Below are 14,081 nucleotides of genomic sequence, written 5' to 3'. Positions count from 1 at the left end.
GCCCGTGTCCGGGAAGCATCGCCCTCAGGCCGTGCGCTCCGTCTCGTCCGGTCCGACGCCCCGGAAGTGGCACTCCACGTCCACGACCCCCTCCACGGCCCGGGCAAGGCGCGCGGCCACGGGGATCAGCGAGGTGTCGCCGAGCTGTCCGCCGAGCGTGACGACTCCCTCCCGCACCCGGACATGGACGCCGCTGCCGGGGAAGAGGCAGGACACCACCGTGCGATGGACCTCTTCCTCGATGTCCTGGTCCGTGCGGAGGAAGACCTTCAGCAGATCGCCCCGGCTGACGATTCCCAGCAGCTTGCCCTCCGCGTCGACCACGGGAAGCCGTTTGACCCCTCTCACGGCCATGATCCGGGCCGCCTCGGGCAGCGTGGCGTCCGGGTGCACGGTCACCGCCGGGGAGCTCATCAGCTCCTCCGCCGTCAACGCCCCCGCCTTCGCGAGATCGGGGAGGCGCCGCAGCTGCTGGAAGCGGTCCGGATCGGTGTCCCGGAACTCCTCCTTGGGCAGCAGATCCGCCTCGGAGACGACGCCGATGACACGCCCCTCGCCCTCCAGCACCGGCATGGCGCTCACCCGCCACTGACCCAGCGTCTGCACCAGTTCCTTGAACGACGCGTCACGCCCGACGGCGACCACCGTCCGGGTCATCACATCGCTCACGAGGTGGGGAGTCTCAACCATGGGGGTACCTCCCTCCGCGCGGTGTTCCGGCGGTTCTTCCCCTTCCAGTGTCCGGCGTGCCGGTGTTCCCCGGCCACCCGAGAGCCGCGCCGTTCAGCAGATCCGGGGCAGTTGCTCGCCGAGTGGCAGATCCACGATCCGGGTCCCGCCCAGTCCGGTGCGGGCGACGACCATGCCGGGGTGTTCGGCCACGCACTCGCCGATCACGGCCGCCTCGCGTCCCCTCGGGTGCGCGCGCATCGCGTCCAGGACCGCGTCGGCGTGGGTCCTGGGCACGAAGGCGACCAGGCGGCCCTCGTTGGCCACGTACATCGGGTCCAGGCCGAGGAGGGCGCATGCGGTGGCCACCGCGTCCGGGACGGGCACCGCCGCCTCGTCCAGGACGACGCCGGTGCCCGAGGCTGCCGCGATCTCGTTGAGTGCGGCGGCCAGGCCGCCTCTCGTGGGGTCGCGCAGGACGTGGATATCGGGGGTGACGGCGAGCATCGTCTGGACCAGTCCGGCCAGGGGTGCGGTGTCACTGACCACCTCGGTGCCGAAGGTCAGCCCTTCGCGGACGCTGAGGATGGCGATGCCGTGCTGTCCGATCGGTCCGCTGACGATCACCACATCACCGGGCCGGGCACGCTGCGGGCGGATGTCCACACCGTCGGGGATCAGCCCGATCCCCGCCGTGTTCACGTACACGCCGTCGCCGTGGCCGGAGTCGACCACCTTGGTGTCGCCGGTGACCACGGTGACGTCCGCCGCGCGGGCGGCCGCGCCGAGCGCCTGGGCGACCCGGCCGACGGTGCTCAGCTCCGTGCCCTCCTCCAGGATGAACGCGCAGGACAGGTACGCGGGAACGGCGCCGCTCATGGCCAGGTCGTTGACGGTGCCGTTGACCGCCAGGTCCCCGATGCTCCCGCCGGGGAAGAACAGCGGGCGGACGACGTAGGAGTCGGTCGAGAAGGCCAGCCGGGCACCGCCGAGCGTGACGGCGGCCGAGTCGGTGAGTCCTCCCAGCGTCTCGCCACCGTAGGCCGGGAGGAACAGGTGCCGGGTGAGCTCCGCGGAAAGCGCTCCGCCACCACCGTGGCCCATCACCACCACCGGGTGGTCGCGCAGCGGTGTCGGACAGGACCAGCTGGTGGCGCCGGTGGTGCTGTCAGTCAACGTAAGCCGTCTCCTCCGTGCGGGGCGTGGCCAGACGCCGGTACAGGTAGTAGGCGGCGCACGCGCCCTCGCTGGAGACCATGGTCGCGCCGAGCGGTGTGCGCGGAGTGCAGGCGGTGCCGAAGGCCGCGCACTCGTGGGGTTTGATCAGCCCCTGGAGCACCTCTCCACTGCGGCACACCGCGGACTCCTCGGTGGCCAGGCCGGCGACCTCGAACCGGAGCTCGGCGTCGTAGTCGCGGTAGGCGTCCGTCAGCCGCCAGCCGCTGTCCGGAATGGTGCCGATGCCGCGCCAGGCGCGGTCGGTGGTGGTGAACACCTCTCGCAGCACGCTGAGGGCGACCGGGTTGCCCTGTGGGCGCACGGCGCGTGGGTAGGCGTTCTCGACTCGGTGCTCGCCCCGTTCGAGTTGGCGGACCGCCCGGCGGATGCCTTCCAGGATGTCCAGCGGCTCGAACCCGGTGACGACGATGGGCACCTGGTAGGTGTCGGCGAGTGCGGGGTACTCCAGGGTGCCCATCACGCTGCACACGTGCCCGGCGGCGAGGAACGCCTGGACGCGGCAGCTCGGTGATCGCATGATCGCCTCGATGGCCGGTGGCACCCGGACATGGGAGACCAGCAGGCTGAAGTTCCGCACCTCCAGCCGTTTGGCCTGGTGGGCCGTCATGGCGATGGCGGGAGCGGTGGTCTCGAAGCCGACGCCGAAGAACACCACCTGCTGGTCCGGGGTCTGCTGGGCGATCCGCAGCGCGTCCATCGGTGAGTAGACGACTCGGACGTCACCACCGTCGCTCTTGACCCGGAACAGGTCACGGTCGCTTCCCGGCACCCGGAGCATGTCGCCGAATGAGCAGAAGACCACGCCCGGGCGGGAGGCGATCTCCAGCGCCTTGTCGATCACCTCCAGCGGAGTGACGCAGACCGGACAGCCCGGCCCGTGGATCAACTCGATGTTCTCGGGCAGCACTTGGTCGATGCCGTGCCGGATGATCGAGTGCGTCTGACCGCCGCAGACCTCCATCATCGACCAAGGCCGGGTGACCGACCGGGCGATGTCGTCCAGGAGCCTTCGGGCCAGCTCCGGATCCTGGAACTCGTCGATGTACTTCACCGGTTCTCCTCCTCGGGCGCCGTTGCCGCCTCAGCCGCCGCACGTGCCCAGGCATCGCCGAACTCCTCGTCCAGTGCGCCGATCCGCTCGAAGAGCCGGAGAGTGGCCAGGGCGGACTCCTCGTCGAGCCGCTGGATCGCGAAGCCGACATGGACGATCGCGTACTCACCGACCTCGATCTCCGGCAGATACGCGAGGCAGACGTCCTTGACCACCCCGCCGAAGTCGATCCGCCCCATCGGCGTACCGTCGCGTTCCTCGATGCCGACCACGCGGCCGGGTACCGCCAGGCACATGTGCTCCTCCTCGGTTCCTCAGGTCTCGGCGTCACGGGCGGCGACGACCGCCTGTCCCAGAGCCAGGCCGCCGTCGCCGGGCGGGACCACCGTGTGCCCGAGGACGGTGAATCCGTCCTCGGCCAGCCCGGCGGTGCACATCCCGTCCAGGAGGGCGTTGGCGAACACCCCGCCGGTGAGGACGACCGTCCGCACGCCCGTGCTCCGGTGTGCCTTCCGGCAGGCCGTGCGGACCGCGCCGGCGACCGCCAGATGGAAGCGGGCGGCGATCAGCGGGACCGGCGTACCCGCGCCGAGATCGGCCACGATCGCCGCCAGCAGCGGTGCGGGATCCTCCAGCGCGAACGGGTAGCCGTTTCGCACCCCGTCGGCGGCCTGGGCCGCGGCCTCCAGCTCCATGGCGGCCTGGGCCTCGTACCCCGCCCGGTGACAGACGCCCACCAGCGAGGACACGGCGTCGAACAACCGCCCCACGCTGGACGTCGGCACACATGCGATGCCACGCGCCAACTGGGCCTCCAGCAGACGACGTTCATCCGGTGGACAGGCGGCGGTGCACGGCAGGTCGGGCGACCAGGCGAGGCCGGCCGCGCGCAGGTGGGCCAGTGCCATGCGATACGGGTTGCGCACCGCCGCGTCACCACCCGGCAGGGGTACGTACGCCAGATGCGCCAGGCGGCGGTAGCGGGCGTAGTCGGCCAGCAGCACCTCACCGCCCCAAACGGCGCCGTCGTCGCCGTAGCCGGTGCCGTCGAAGGCGACACCGAGCACCGGTTCGTCCAGCCCGTGCTCCGCCATCGCGGAAGCGACGTGGGCGTGGTGGTGCTGGACCAGGGTGAGCGGCCTGCCATCCCGCCGGGCCCATCGCGCGGACCGGTAGCCGGGGTGGCGGTCGGCGGCGATACGGACCGGCTCGACGCGGGTGAGCGCCCGCAGATGGCTCTCGGCACGCTCGAAGGCGCCCTGGGCGGACAGGCTGTCCATGTCCCCGATGTGGGCGGACAGCCAGGCGGCATCGCCCTCCGCCAGGCACAGGGTGTTCTTCAGATCCCCGCCGACCGCCAGGACCGGACGGACGGCCACCGGAAGGCGGATGCGCGCCGGAGCGAAACCGCGCGAGCGGCGGATCGGCAGGGGCGAACCATCCGCGCGCACCCGGACCACCGAGTCATCACAGGCCACCACGATGGGCCGGTCGTGCCAGAGCCAGGCGTCGGCCAGCCCGTCCAGGCGGAGCATCGCCTCCCGGTCGTCGGTCACCAATGGCTCGCCGGAGAGGTTTCCGCTGGTCACCACCAGGACGCCGGGGCCTAGTGGGTCGCCCGGGAGGCCGAACAGGAGCTGGTGCAGCGGGGTGTAGGGCAGCAGCACCCCGACGTCTGGGCTCCCCGGACACACCTGTGGCGCGAGCGGGGTCGGGGACCGGCGACGCAGCAGCACGATGGGGCGGGACCGCCCGGTGAGAACGCGGCGCTCCGCCGGGCCGAGGTGGCCGAGCCGGGAGGCGGTGTCGGCATCGGGGATCATGACGGCGAACGGCTTGTCGCCACGGGCCTTGCGGCGTCGCAGTTCGCCCACGGCCCGCGAGGCGGTGGCGTCGCAGACCAGGTGATAGCCGCCGAGGCCCTTGACCGCCAGAATCGCCCCGGCCGCCAGCATGCGCCGGGCCTCGGCCAGCGCGGCCCCGCCCTCCCGTCGTACGGAGCCGGTGAGCCTCAGGCGTGGCCCACAGGCACGGCAGGCGATGGGTTGGGCATGGAACCGCCGGTCGGACGGGTCCGTGTACTCCGCCGCGCACTCCGGGCACATCGGGAAGGCCGCCATGGTGGTGGTGGCCCGGTCGTACGGCAGGGCGGTGGTGATGGTGAAGCGTGGGCCGCAGTCGGTGCAGGTGATGAACGGGTGCCGGTGGCGGCGGTCGGCCGGGTCGGCCAGCTCGGTCAGGCAGGCGTCGCAGGTGGCTGCGTCGGGCGGGACCAGGGTGCGGCCGTGGCCCGTCAGGGAGGGCACGATCGCGAAACTGGTGCCGCCGGTCGGGGGCAGCTCCGAGGTGGCCACCGAGGCGATGTCCGCCAGTGGGGGTACGTCCGTCGTCAGCCGGTGGCAGAAGGCGGCCACCGCCTCGGGGCCGCCCTCGATCTCGATCCGCGCCCCTGCCGATCCGTTGGCCACCTGACCGGACAGGCCCAGTTCGGTGGCCAAGGCATGGACGAAGGGCCGGAATCCGACTCCCTGCACCACGCCACCGACCGTCACCAGACGGCGGACCGGCCGTTGCGCGCCCTTGGTGTCCGGCTCCACCACGGCGGAGCCGGACACCAAGGGCTGTTTCATGGACACGGCGCTTCCGTCCGGAGTGGTCGAGCCTGGGCGAGGTTCCGGCCGTGCCGCGAAACCCATCCGACCAGGCCGTTCGTCATGTTAGGAACGGGCCTGGCCACCGTGGGGGACCACGCCCGCGCGGCCGCCCAACAGACCCCGAACAGCCCAGGCGGCACACCACGTCGCCCAGCGGATGGACTATGCGCTTCCCCGCTCGTCGGTCAGCGCGTCCGCGCACCGAAGCCGGTCGTGGGCCTTGTCGATGGCCTTGGCCACGTGGCGGATCAACTCGGGGAGCGCGTCCGCCACCGCGGTGCTGAGCCCGCGGCCGAGGCCGAAGTCCTCGCCCTCCACCGCATGCACCGTCAGTTCCCTGGGCATCCGGTCGAGCGCCGCCGCCAGGGCGAATGTCTCGCCGAGCCCGAGGGCGTGGGTGCTGGCGGAGCGTGCGGCGCAGCGCGCGGCCCGCTCCGCCGTCAGCGTGTGCAGCCGCCCCGGCTGCCCGGGGTGCGCGTGCACCACTTCGACCACGACGACGGCGTCCTGACGGTGCCACAGGCCGAGCATCCTCCCGGGCTCGCCGTCGCTGTCGGTCAGCATCGTGCCCGCGGGTGCTCGGGCGCGCAGGGCCTCGATGACGGCCGGGCCGGCACCGTCGTCCCGGCGGAACGGATTGCCCACTCCGATGACCACCACCCGGCCCGTCATCCGCGCTCCACTGTCAGGTCCAGGAAGTGCGCGGAACAGGAGATGCACGGGTCGTGATTGCGGACGGCCCGCTCGCACAGCGCGGTCAGCTCCTCGTCGCCGGGCGGCTCGCCCGGCCGGTCCAGGCGGGACTGCACCTGGCGGCGCAGATCGTCCTCGATGGCCGCCTGGTTCTGCGCGGTGGGCGGCACGATACGGGCCAGGGTGAGGGTGCCGTCGGCGTCCATGGCGTAGCGGTGGTAGAGCAGCCCGCGCGGAGCCTCGGTGGCGGCGCAGCCGGTCGCCGGGCGCGGTGGCACCGCGACGTACGACCGGGAGGGCGGCTCGTAGGCGTGGATGATCCGCAGCGCCTCGGCCACGGCATGGGCCACCTCGACGGCGCGGACGATGATGCTCCGGAACGGATTGCGGCACACCGCGCCGGTGGCCGGATCCCCGAGCCCCGCCTCCCGCGCGGCGTCGAGGGCCGAGGGGTGGAGCCACCGTCCGCTCACCGCGTACCGGGCCAGTGAGCCGGTCAGGTAGTGGTGGCCGTCCAGCTCGGACACCAGGGCGGTCGAGTGGGGTACCTGCCGTTCCACCACATGGTGCTCGAACTCCTCCACCGGAAGCGCTCGTACGGGGGTGGAGCCGTTCGAGCCCACCCGCGCGGCCATGACGGCCGGGGTTCCGGAGTCGATGGCGTACCGTCCGGGGTCGCGCATCGCCAGCAGCGGGCCGTCGTAAGTGGCATCGGGGAAGTCGAAGCCGGCCACCCAGCGCACGGTCTCCAGCGCGTCGTCATGGGCCCGGCGCAGCCGATCGGCCAGTGGGGCGAGCTCGGCCGGAGCGGGTACGTGGTAGAAGCCGCCGACCCGGACGTTGATCGGGTGGATGGCGCGGCCGCCGAGTCGCTCCATGATGGCGTTGCCCGCTTGTTTGATCCGCAGGCCGCGTTCCACCGCCGCGCGGTGCTCGCGGGCGAGTTCGACGGCGCTGGGGTGGCCGAGGAAGTCGGGGGCGTGCAGCAGGTGGATGTGCAGGGACTGACTCTCGATCCATTCGCCGTAGTAGAGCAGCCGCCGCAGTTCCACGAGCGGTTCGTCGACCGTCACCCCACAGGCCCGCTCGATGGCCTGGCATGCGGTCGTCTGGTACGCGACCGGGCAGATTCCGCAGATCCGTGAGGTGATGTCGGGTGGCTCGCCGTGGCCGCGGCCGACCAGGAACGCTTCGAAGAAGCGGGGCGGCTCGTAGATCCGCAGTCGTGCCTCGGTGACCGTCCCGTCGCGCACGGCCAGGTGGAGGGCCGCTTCCCCCTCCACCCGGGCGAGTGCGTCCAGACGCAGCACACGGGATCCGCGGTGGCTCATCGGGGCTCTTCCTCCGCCGGGGTCTCGGGGGCCTCCTGGGCCGCGAGCTCGGGTACGGGGCCGTATTCGGGTGAGGCCGCGTTGAAGGTGCGGAAGACCCGCACGATGTCCCGCTCGGTCATGCCGTCGTGCCGCAGCTCGCGCACCATGGCCTCCAGATTGGGCTGGACCATCGGCCCGAAGCAGCCGTAGCAGCCGCGCCCGTAGGCGGGGCAGAGGGCGCCGCACCCGGCATGGGTGACGGGCCCCAGGCACGGGATGCCCTGGGCGACGGTGATACAGGTCGTGCCGCGCCGCTTGCACTCGAAGCAGACGCTGTGGCCGGAGACGTTCGGCTTGCGCCCGGCCAGAAAGGCCGTGATCACCTCCAGCAGCTGGCCGCGGTCGATCGGACAGCCGCGCAACTCGAAGTCGACCGGCACATGCGCCGAGATGGGTGTGGAGGTGTCCAGCGTGGCGATGTACTCCGGGTCGGCGTAGACCGCGGCGCGGAACTCCGCCACATCCGCGAAGTTGCGCAGCGCCTGGATGCCGCCCGCGGTGGCGCAGGCGCCGATGGTGACCAGGCGGCGGGAGATCCGCCGGATGTGGTGGACGCGCCGGACGTCCTCGGCGGTGGTGATGGACCCGTCCACCAGGGAGAGGTCATACGGTCCGGTCCCCTCGAGGGTGGCCCGCTCCCGGGAGTCCTCCGCACTGGACATCTCCAGGAAGTGTGTGATGCGTACCCGGTCGGTGAGCGGGAGCAGTTCGTCCTCGCAGTCGAGCAGGGTCAGCTGGCAGCCGTCGCACGAGGCGAACTTCCACACGGCGAGGGAGGGGCGGGGGTCGGGTTCCATGTCACAGCTCCCTGACGGCGAGCAGGGGCCGGGCACGGTCGTAGCCGACCACCGGGCCGTCCCGGCACAGCAGCAGCGGCCCGAGCTGGCAGTGGCCGCAGTGGCCGGTGCCGCAGCGCATGTTCCGTTCCAGTGACACCTGGATCCGACGCGCGGGCAGGCCGCGGGCGAGCAGCGCCCGGGCAGTGTGCCGGATCATCACCTCGGGGCCGCAGAGCAGCGCGGCGGTCCGGTCCAGGCGCCAGTCGACCCGGTCCAGCAGGGCGGTGACCACGCCCACGCTGCCATGCCAACCGGGGCCGGGCCGGTCGACGGTCACCTCCACCTGGGCCGATGCGCGCCGCCAGTGCTCCGGTTCCGCCCCGTAGAGCAGATCCTCGGGCGTACGGGCCCCGATCAGCACCTGAAGGCTGCCGTAGTGCCCGGGGTGGCCGAGCACATGGCGCACCACCGGGCGCAGCGGGGCGAGCCCGATGCCGCCGGCGACCACCAGGACGTCCGACCCGGCCGCCGCGTCGAGGTCCCAGCCGGTGCCGTAGGGGCCCCGCAGGCCGATCACGTCCCCCGCCCTGAGCCGGCACAGCGCGCCGGTGACCGCGCCGATCGCGCGGACGGTGTGCACCAGACGGTGGGCGTCACCGGTCGCGCTGACCGAGATCGGCACCTCCCCGACGCCGAAGGCGTACATCATGGCGAACCGACCCGGCGAGAACTCCGGCAGCGCCCGCCCCACCGGTGTCACCTCCAGCGACACACAGTCCGCGGTCTCCGCCGAAACGGCGGTCACCCGGTACGGCAGGGGCACGGTGGTCACGACGGGACGCTTCCGTGCGGCGTATACAGGTCGAGCAACCGCAACCGGGTGGCCTGGAGCCGATCGGCGATCAGCGCCGCGCACCGCAGCATCAGCTCGTATCCGAGCTCCGTGTCGGCCATGCACAGCTCACGTACCTCGGCCGCGGGAAACTCCCAGGTCCGCACGGGCCCCAACGCTCGGGCGCCCAGATGCCAGCGGTACGGCGGGAAGATCCACGACCATCCGAGCTGCTGCCGCGGCCCCAGGGTTTCCACCACCTGGGCCCGGCGCCCGGGAACGTACACATCCAGGGCGACCTCGCCGGAACGGATCAGCCAGAACCGGTCGGCGACATCGCCCTCGTCGAACAGGGTGCTGCCCGCGCGGAAGTCCCGCTCGTCGGCGAGCGTGAACAGCCGGTCGCGCTGCACCTGCGGAAGGGTGTCCAGCAGCAGCGGTACCCCGGTCATCGTGGCTCGTCCTCCGCACGCCGGGTCCAGTCGTACAGGGCCGCGGCCTCCTCGGTGATGTCGATGGCGACCGGACACCAGACGATGCACCGGCCACATCCCACACACCCGGATGACCCGAACTGGTCGTACCAGGTGCCCAGTTTGTGGGTGAGCCACTGCCGGTAGCGGCTGCGCGGCGAGGCGCGGACGGGACCGCCCGGCAGATAGGAGAAGTCCAGGTCGAAGCAGACGTCCCAGACTCGCCAGCGCTCGGCGTGGTCCCCGGTCAGGTCGGTGACGTCCTCGGTGGTGGTGCAGAAGCAGGTGGGGCACACCATGGTGCAGTTGCCGCAGGTCAGGCACCGCGCGGCGACGTCGTCCCAGCGGGGCGCCTCCAGCGTTTCCGCCATCAGCCGCCGCATGTCGGTGTCCGGCATCGTGCGGCCCATCCGCTCGGCGGCGGACGCGACGGCGCCCGTGGCGGCCCGAGCGACGGCCTCCGAGGCCGGCTCGCCGGGCAGCTCCGCGAGGATCTCGGCTCCCTCCGGGCTGCCGGCGCGGATCCAGAACCGGTGTCCCTCGTCGTCGACCAGCTCGGTCACCACCAGGTCGTACCCGGGCCCGGCGGCGGGACCGGTGCCCATCGAGACGCAGAAGCAGGTGCCCCCGGGCTCGGTGCACTCGACCGCCACCAGAAACGCCCCGGTCCTCCTGCCCCGGTAGACCGGGTCGGAGTGCGGCCCGGCGGTGAGGATCCGGTCCTGGACGGCGATGGCCCGCAGATCGCAGGAGCGGACGCCGAGGAACGCGAAGCGAGGAGGGGTGGTGTCGTCCGCCTCGATGACCAGCTCTCCGCCCGCGCGTTCCGCCGTCCACTGGCGTACCCGGGCGGGGTGCAGAAACGTCTTCCACGACTGCGGACCGGCCGCGTTGGCGAAGGCCGCGCCATCCGTACGCGACCGCAGCCGGTACTGCCCGGCCTCGAGGTCCACACCCCATCCGTACGGCAGCTGAGCGGCGGATTCCAGCTCCTGCAAAACAATGGCACCGTCCCGCACGGTGGGTCCCACCACCGTGTAACCGCGTGCCCGCAGAACATCGACCAGAGCGGTCAACCCATCCGGGCCGATCACGGCTCCCTCGGCCGAAGGAAGCGTCGACGCACTCACCACTGCCCACCTCGGTCATCGCCCGACAACAAAGGCCATGTGTGCACACATCCCGTCCTGAGTGCGGGAATTCCGGCCCCGACACGGCCGTGATCGGCCGAATGCGCGGGGCGCCGCCGCTGTGTGGGCGTATCAGCCACTCCTCGCCGCGTCCCGGACGGGCCACCACCACTGCCGGAAGCACGGCACCCGGCGGGTGCACATCACCGGCGTCAGCCGGGCTCCGTGCCGAGCAGGCGACGGTAGCGCAGGCCGGGGCGTCCGCCGACGGTGGCGTCCGCCACGACGGTGAATCCATTGCGGCCGAGCACGGTCATGGAGGCCACGTTGTCGAGGGTGGTGTAGGCGGTGAGGGTGGAGAGCCGGTACGCCGTGGCGGACAGCCGGCACACCTCTTCCACCGCGGCGGTCGCCATCCCCCGGCCCGCGGCGCGCTCGCCGATCCGGTAGCCGAGTTCGGCGTCCCCTTCCTCGACGTCCACGAGGTTGACGCGGCCGACCAACTCCCCCTGGTCGTCCACGACGACATGGAAGTGACACACACCGGCGTCCTGCTCGGCGAGCCGGGCGCGGAGCATGGACGCGAACTCCTCGAAGTAGGCGTCCCCCCGGTCCGAGACCGACCGGGCGAAGTACTCCCGGTTCTCCCGCTCGAAGGCCAGCAGGGCGGGCGCGTGGTCGGCCCGGAGCCGTTCCAACCTCAACATGCCCAAAAGTATACGTAACGAAGGCCGCGCCCGGCCGCGGTCCGGGCCCGCCGGGCATTCGGTGCGGAATTCTCCCCGGTATGCCGTATCCCCGCCGAAGGAAATCCACAATCTGCTGGTGCATCATGCCTATCCCTCAAGTATCCGGCCCGAGTAGCCTGTTCTCCCGCCGATACTGTCGTGCTTGGGAGGCTGAGAGCCAGTGATCGTACTCGGTTACAACGGATTCAGCAGAGGTGCGGAGCTTTTCGGGCGTCTCTACGGGGCGACTGGTGTCGGCCGTAATCTCTTGGTGGGTCATGACGCCGCGGCGGCTCTGGTGATCGACGGAGAGGTGGTGGCGGCGGTCGAGGAGGAGCGGCTGAGCCGGGTCAAGAAGACCTCCGATTTCCCGGCGCACGCAATCACCTGGTGTCTGAACTCCGCCGGTGTCGACCTCGACCAGGTCGACGTTTTCGCTTTCCCCTGGCGGTTTTCGTCGGCGGTCGCCGAGGAGATGATTTCGGGGATATGCGACTCCGACCTGCCGGTCGCGGCCAAGTTCGACGCCCTGCGCAGCATGGGTGAGCTCTACACCGGCATGCTCAGCCCGGACGCGGTGTACCAGGACTTCGTCGAGCGCACCGGCCATGAGCTGGATCCCAACAAGCTCGCCCTGGTGCCCCATCATCTGGCCCATCTCATGTGCGGCGCCTACCTGGCCGGCGGGGGCGACGCCGCCTTCCTGGTGAGCGACGGCCGGGCGGAGACCCTGTCCTCGGTCATGGGCGAGTTGCGGAACGGTGTGGTCCGCCAGTTCGACGAGAGCGCGGTTCCCATGACCAGCTCGCTCGGGGTGGCGTTCGGGCGGATCACCCGCTATCTGGGCTTCGTACCGAACAACGACGAGTACAAGGTGATGGGCCTGGCCGCGTACGGCCCGCCGCCGCGGCACAATCCGCTGCTCGAACGCGTTGTGCGGCTGCACGAGAACGGCTCGTACACCATCTCCATCCCCCGGGACATATCGGCCTACTACGCGCTGTTCGACGAGCTGTTCGGCGGCGACAGCGAGAAGCGTGAGCAGTTCGACTTCCGCGTCAAGGTCGCCGGGCTGGCACAGCACATGGTCGAGGCCGTCACCGCGCATCAGGTGCGGGCGCTGACCGCGGCGTCCGGCCTGGACACCCTGCTCTTCGAGGGTGGGCTGGCGCTGAACTGCGTGGCCAACACCAAGATGCTGGAGAGGTCGCCGTTCACCGGTATGGAGGTCAGCTTCGGGGCCAGCGATCCCGGGGTCGCCATTGGCGCGGCCGTGTACGCCGCCGGGCTCAGGAATCGGCCCGCCGACGCGGTCACCACCCCCTACCTGGGCCCTTCGTACGACGAGGGGCAGGTCCAGGACGCGCTCGCGGAGTACGCGGACCGCGTCGAGTGGCGGGAGGAGCCCGACGCCGCCTCGATCGCCGACCGGACGGCGGAGCTGCTGGCCGGGAAGAACGTCGTGGGCTGGTTCCAGGGCCGGACCGAGTTCGGGCCGCGCGCCCTGGGCAACCGCAGCATCCTCGCCAACCCGGCCTTCCCCGACATCAAGGACATCATCAACCTCCGGGTGAAACACCGCGAGCCCTTCCGGCCGTTCGCGCCCGTCATCCTCGAATCGGAGGCCCCGCGCGTCTTCTCGATGGGCAAGAAGACCTCGTCCCCGTATATGACCTTCGTCTTTCCGGTGCGGAAGGAGTACCAGGAGCGGATCCCCGGCGCCTGCCACGTGGACGGCACCGCGCGGGCCCAGACGGTGAACGAGCGGCAGAACCCCGCGCTCGCCCGGCTGTTGCGCGCCTTCACGGCCCGGACGGATGTGCCCTGCCTGCTCAACACGTCCTTCAACGTGGCCGGTGAGCCCATCGTCTGCTCGCCGCGGGACGCGTTGGAGTGCTTCCTCGCCACCGAGATCGACTATCTGGTCATCGACCGGTTCGTGATCACCAAGAAGGGGAGCTGAGCCGCCGGCCCGCGGGGCGTATGCGCCCCGCGGGCCGGCAGTCCTCAATCCTTGGGAAGCTGAATGGGCTCGTTCGGCCCGTCCTTTGTCTCGATGGTCAGAAACGACAGAACGTCATCGCCGATGTTCTTCAGGTCATGAAGGTGATATCGCCCCGCGGGGCAGCGGAAATGCCGGGACTGTCCGCGGGCATAAGAGATCTCGTGCGTGGTGCCATCGCTCGAGTGCTGGCGGGCCCGGCCGTTTGTGAGAGCTATCCAGAAGTAGTCCAGCACATGCCGGTGGACGGGAATTCGCTCTCCCGGCCGAAGGTGGGTCTCCCAGATGCGCAGGGAATCGGTCTCTTTCACCAGCGTCTGGCCTATCCACCCATGATGGGCGTTGGTGTCGAATTCCTTGTGCAGCTGCGGGCTCCAGCGGTCATAACCTTCTGCGACGACGGTGCTGGACAGCGGGATATCGGAGCGGGAATCTTTACCCACGAGCGGTGTCCTTTC

Annotated in this window: 14 protein-coding genes; 1 reads left to right on the top strand and 13 read right to left on the bottom strand. The window is 71.0% G+C overall.

The features are described from left to right. Window positions 1-24: 24 nt before the first annotated feature. From ACT2CW_RS30710 to ACT2CW_RS30655, 12 genes are all read right to left on the bottom strand, one after another. Window positions 25-690, bottom strand: a complete 666-nt coding sequence (locus ACT2CW_RS30710) for a CBS domain-containing protein (protein ID WP_182472877.1) — start codon at window positions 688-690, stop codon at window positions 25-27. A 93-nt stretch (window positions 691-783) separates the two neighbouring features. Next, window positions 784-1,773, bottom strand: coding sequence for a hydrogenase expression/formation protein HypE (gene hypE / locus ACT2CW_RS30705; protein ID WP_445519015.1), 990 nt, complete (start codon window positions 1,771-1,773; stop codon window positions 784-786). 64 nt (window positions 1,774-1,837) lie between these two features. Next, on the bottom strand, window positions 1,838-2,959 hold the full coding sequence (hypD, locus tag ACT2CW_RS30700; RefSeq protein WP_445518981.1) for a hydrogenase formation protein HypD: 1,122 nt from the start codon (window positions 2,957-2,959) through the stop codon (window positions 1,838-1,840). Further along, window positions 2,956-3,255: a HypC/HybG/HupF family hydrogenase formation chaperone gene (locus ACT2CW_RS30695; protein ID WP_445518980.1), complete on the bottom strand. Its 300-nt coding sequence runs from the start codon at window positions 3,253-3,255 to the stop codon at window positions 2,956-2,958. Before ACT2CW_RS30695 ends, hypD begins: the two co-directional genes overlap by 4 nt. Window positions 3,256-3,273: 18 nt before the next feature. Next, window positions 3,274-5,589 (bottom strand): carbamoyltransferase HypF, encoded by a 2,316-nt coding sequence (gene hypF, locus ACT2CW_RS30690; protein ID WP_445518979.1) that lies wholly within the window; start codon window positions 5,587-5,589, stop codon window positions 3,274-3,276. A gap of 186 nt (window positions 5,590-5,775) precedes the next feature. Beyond that, entirely contained in the window at window positions 5,776-6,285 is a 510-nt protein-coding gene (locus tag ACT2CW_RS30685; protein WP_164426194.1) for a hydrogenase maturation protease, read from the bottom strand. Next, the gene (locus tag ACT2CW_RS30680) at window positions 6,282-7,637 is read right to left on the bottom strand and encodes a Ni/Fe hydrogenase subunit alpha (RefSeq protein ID WP_445518978.1); all 1,356 of its coding nucleotides are present in this window, start codon (window positions 7,635-7,637) and stop codon (window positions 6,282-6,284) included. Before ACT2CW_RS30680 ends, ACT2CW_RS30685 begins: the two co-directional genes overlap by 4 nt. Further along, on the bottom strand, window positions 7,634-8,476 hold the full coding sequence (locus tag ACT2CW_RS30675) for an oxidoreductase (protein ID WP_051573395.1): 843 nt from the start codon (window positions 8,474-8,476) through the stop codon (window positions 7,634-7,636). Before ACT2CW_RS30675 ends, ACT2CW_RS30680 begins: the two co-directional genes overlap by 4 nt. 1 nt (window position 8,477) lies before the next feature. After that, window positions 8,478-9,290 (bottom strand): FAD/NAD(P)-binding protein, encoded by an 813-nt coding sequence (locus ACT2CW_RS30670; protein WP_445518977.1) that lies wholly within the window; start codon window positions 9,288-9,290, stop codon window positions 8,478-8,480. Then, window positions 9,287-9,742 carry a cyclic nucleotide-binding domain-containing protein gene (locus tag ACT2CW_RS30665; RefSeq protein WP_445518976.1) on the bottom strand — a complete coding sequence of 152 codons (456 nt, stop codon included), beginning with the start codon at window positions 9,740-9,742 and terminating at the stop codon, window positions 9,287-9,289. The genes ACT2CW_RS30670 and ACT2CW_RS30665 overlap by 4 nt, the downstream gene beginning before the upstream one ends. After that, entirely contained in the window at window positions 9,739-10,896 is a 1,158-nt protein-coding gene (locus tag ACT2CW_RS30660) for a 4Fe-4S dicluster domain-containing protein (RefSeq protein ID WP_445518975.1), read from the bottom strand. Before ACT2CW_RS30660 ends, ACT2CW_RS30665 begins: the two co-directional genes overlap by 4 nt. 209 nt (window positions 10,897-11,105) lie before the next feature. Beyond that, window positions 11,106-11,600, bottom strand: coding sequence for a GNAT family N-acetyltransferase (locus tag ACT2CW_RS30655; RefSeq protein ID WP_445518974.1), 495 nt, complete (start codon window positions 11,598-11,600; stop codon window positions 11,106-11,108). Window positions 11,601-11,802: 202 nt separating this feature from the next. Here ACT2CW_RS30655 and ACT2CW_RS30650 point away from each other — a divergent pair, with 202 nt between their 5' ends. Continuing rightward, the gene (locus ACT2CW_RS30650; RefSeq protein WP_445518973.1) at window positions 11,803-13,584 is read left to right on the top strand and encodes a carbamoyltransferase family protein; all 1,782 of its coding nucleotides are present in this window, start codon (window positions 11,803-11,805) and stop codon (window positions 13,582-13,584) included. A gap of 44 nt (window positions 13,585-13,628) precedes the next feature. Here the strand turns inward: ACT2CW_RS30650 and ACT2CW_RS30645 are convergent, their stop codons facing one another. Continuing rightward, window positions 13,629-14,066 (bottom strand): hypothetical protein, encoded by a 438-nt coding sequence (locus ACT2CW_RS30645; RefSeq protein ID WP_445518972.1) that lies wholly within the window; start codon window positions 14,064-14,066, stop codon window positions 13,629-13,631. Window positions 14,067-14,081: the final 15 nt, after the last annotated feature.

The sequence above is a fragment of the Streptomyces sp. NEAU-174 genome, assembly GCF_052665095.1.
Note: the sequence above shows the minus strand (reverse complement) of the source record. Positions and strands in the feature narration are given on the sequence as shown.

What these genes read in the sequence shown, in the direction of transcription:
- ACT2CW_RS30680 (WP_445518978.1), bottom strand. Translation starts at nt 7,637, where the DNA reads ATGAGCCACCGCGGATCCCGTGTGCTGCGTCTGGACGCACTCGCCCGG.
- ACT2CW_RS30655 (WP_445518974.1), bottom strand. Translation starts at nt 11,600, where the DNA reads ATGTTGAGGTTGGAACGGCTCCGGGCCGACCACGCGCCCGCCCTGCTG.
- ACT2CW_RS30675 (WP_051573395.1), bottom strand. Translation starts at nt 8,476, where the DNA reads ATGGAACCCGACCCCCGCCCCTCCCTCGCCGTGTGGAAGTTCGCCTCG.
- hypF (WP_445518979.1), bottom strand. Translation starts at nt 5,589, where the DNA reads ATGAAACAGCCCTTGGTGTCCGGCTCCGCCGTGGTGGAGCCGGACACC.
- ACT2CW_RS30685 (WP_164426194.1), bottom strand. Translation starts at nt 6,285, where the DNA reads ATGACGGGCCGGGTGGTGGTCATCGGAGTGGGCAATCCGTTCCGCCGG.
- hypE (WP_445519015.1), bottom strand. Translation starts at nt 1,773, where the DNA reads ATGGGCCACGGTGGTGGCGGAGCGCTTTCCGCGGAGCTCACCCGGCAC.
- ACT2CW_RS30710 (WP_182472877.1), bottom strand. Translation starts at nt 690, where the DNA reads ATGGTTGAGACTCCCCACCTCGTGAGCGATGTGATGACCCGGACGGTG.
- ACT2CW_RS30665 (WP_445518976.1), bottom strand. Translation starts at nt 9,742, where the DNA reads ATGACCGGGGTACCGCTGCTGCTGGACACCCTTCCGCAGGTGCAGCGC.
- ACT2CW_RS30695 (WP_445518980.1), bottom strand. Translation starts at nt 3,255, where the DNA reads ATGTGCCTGGCGGTACCCGGCCGCGTGGTCGGCATCGAGGAACGCGAC.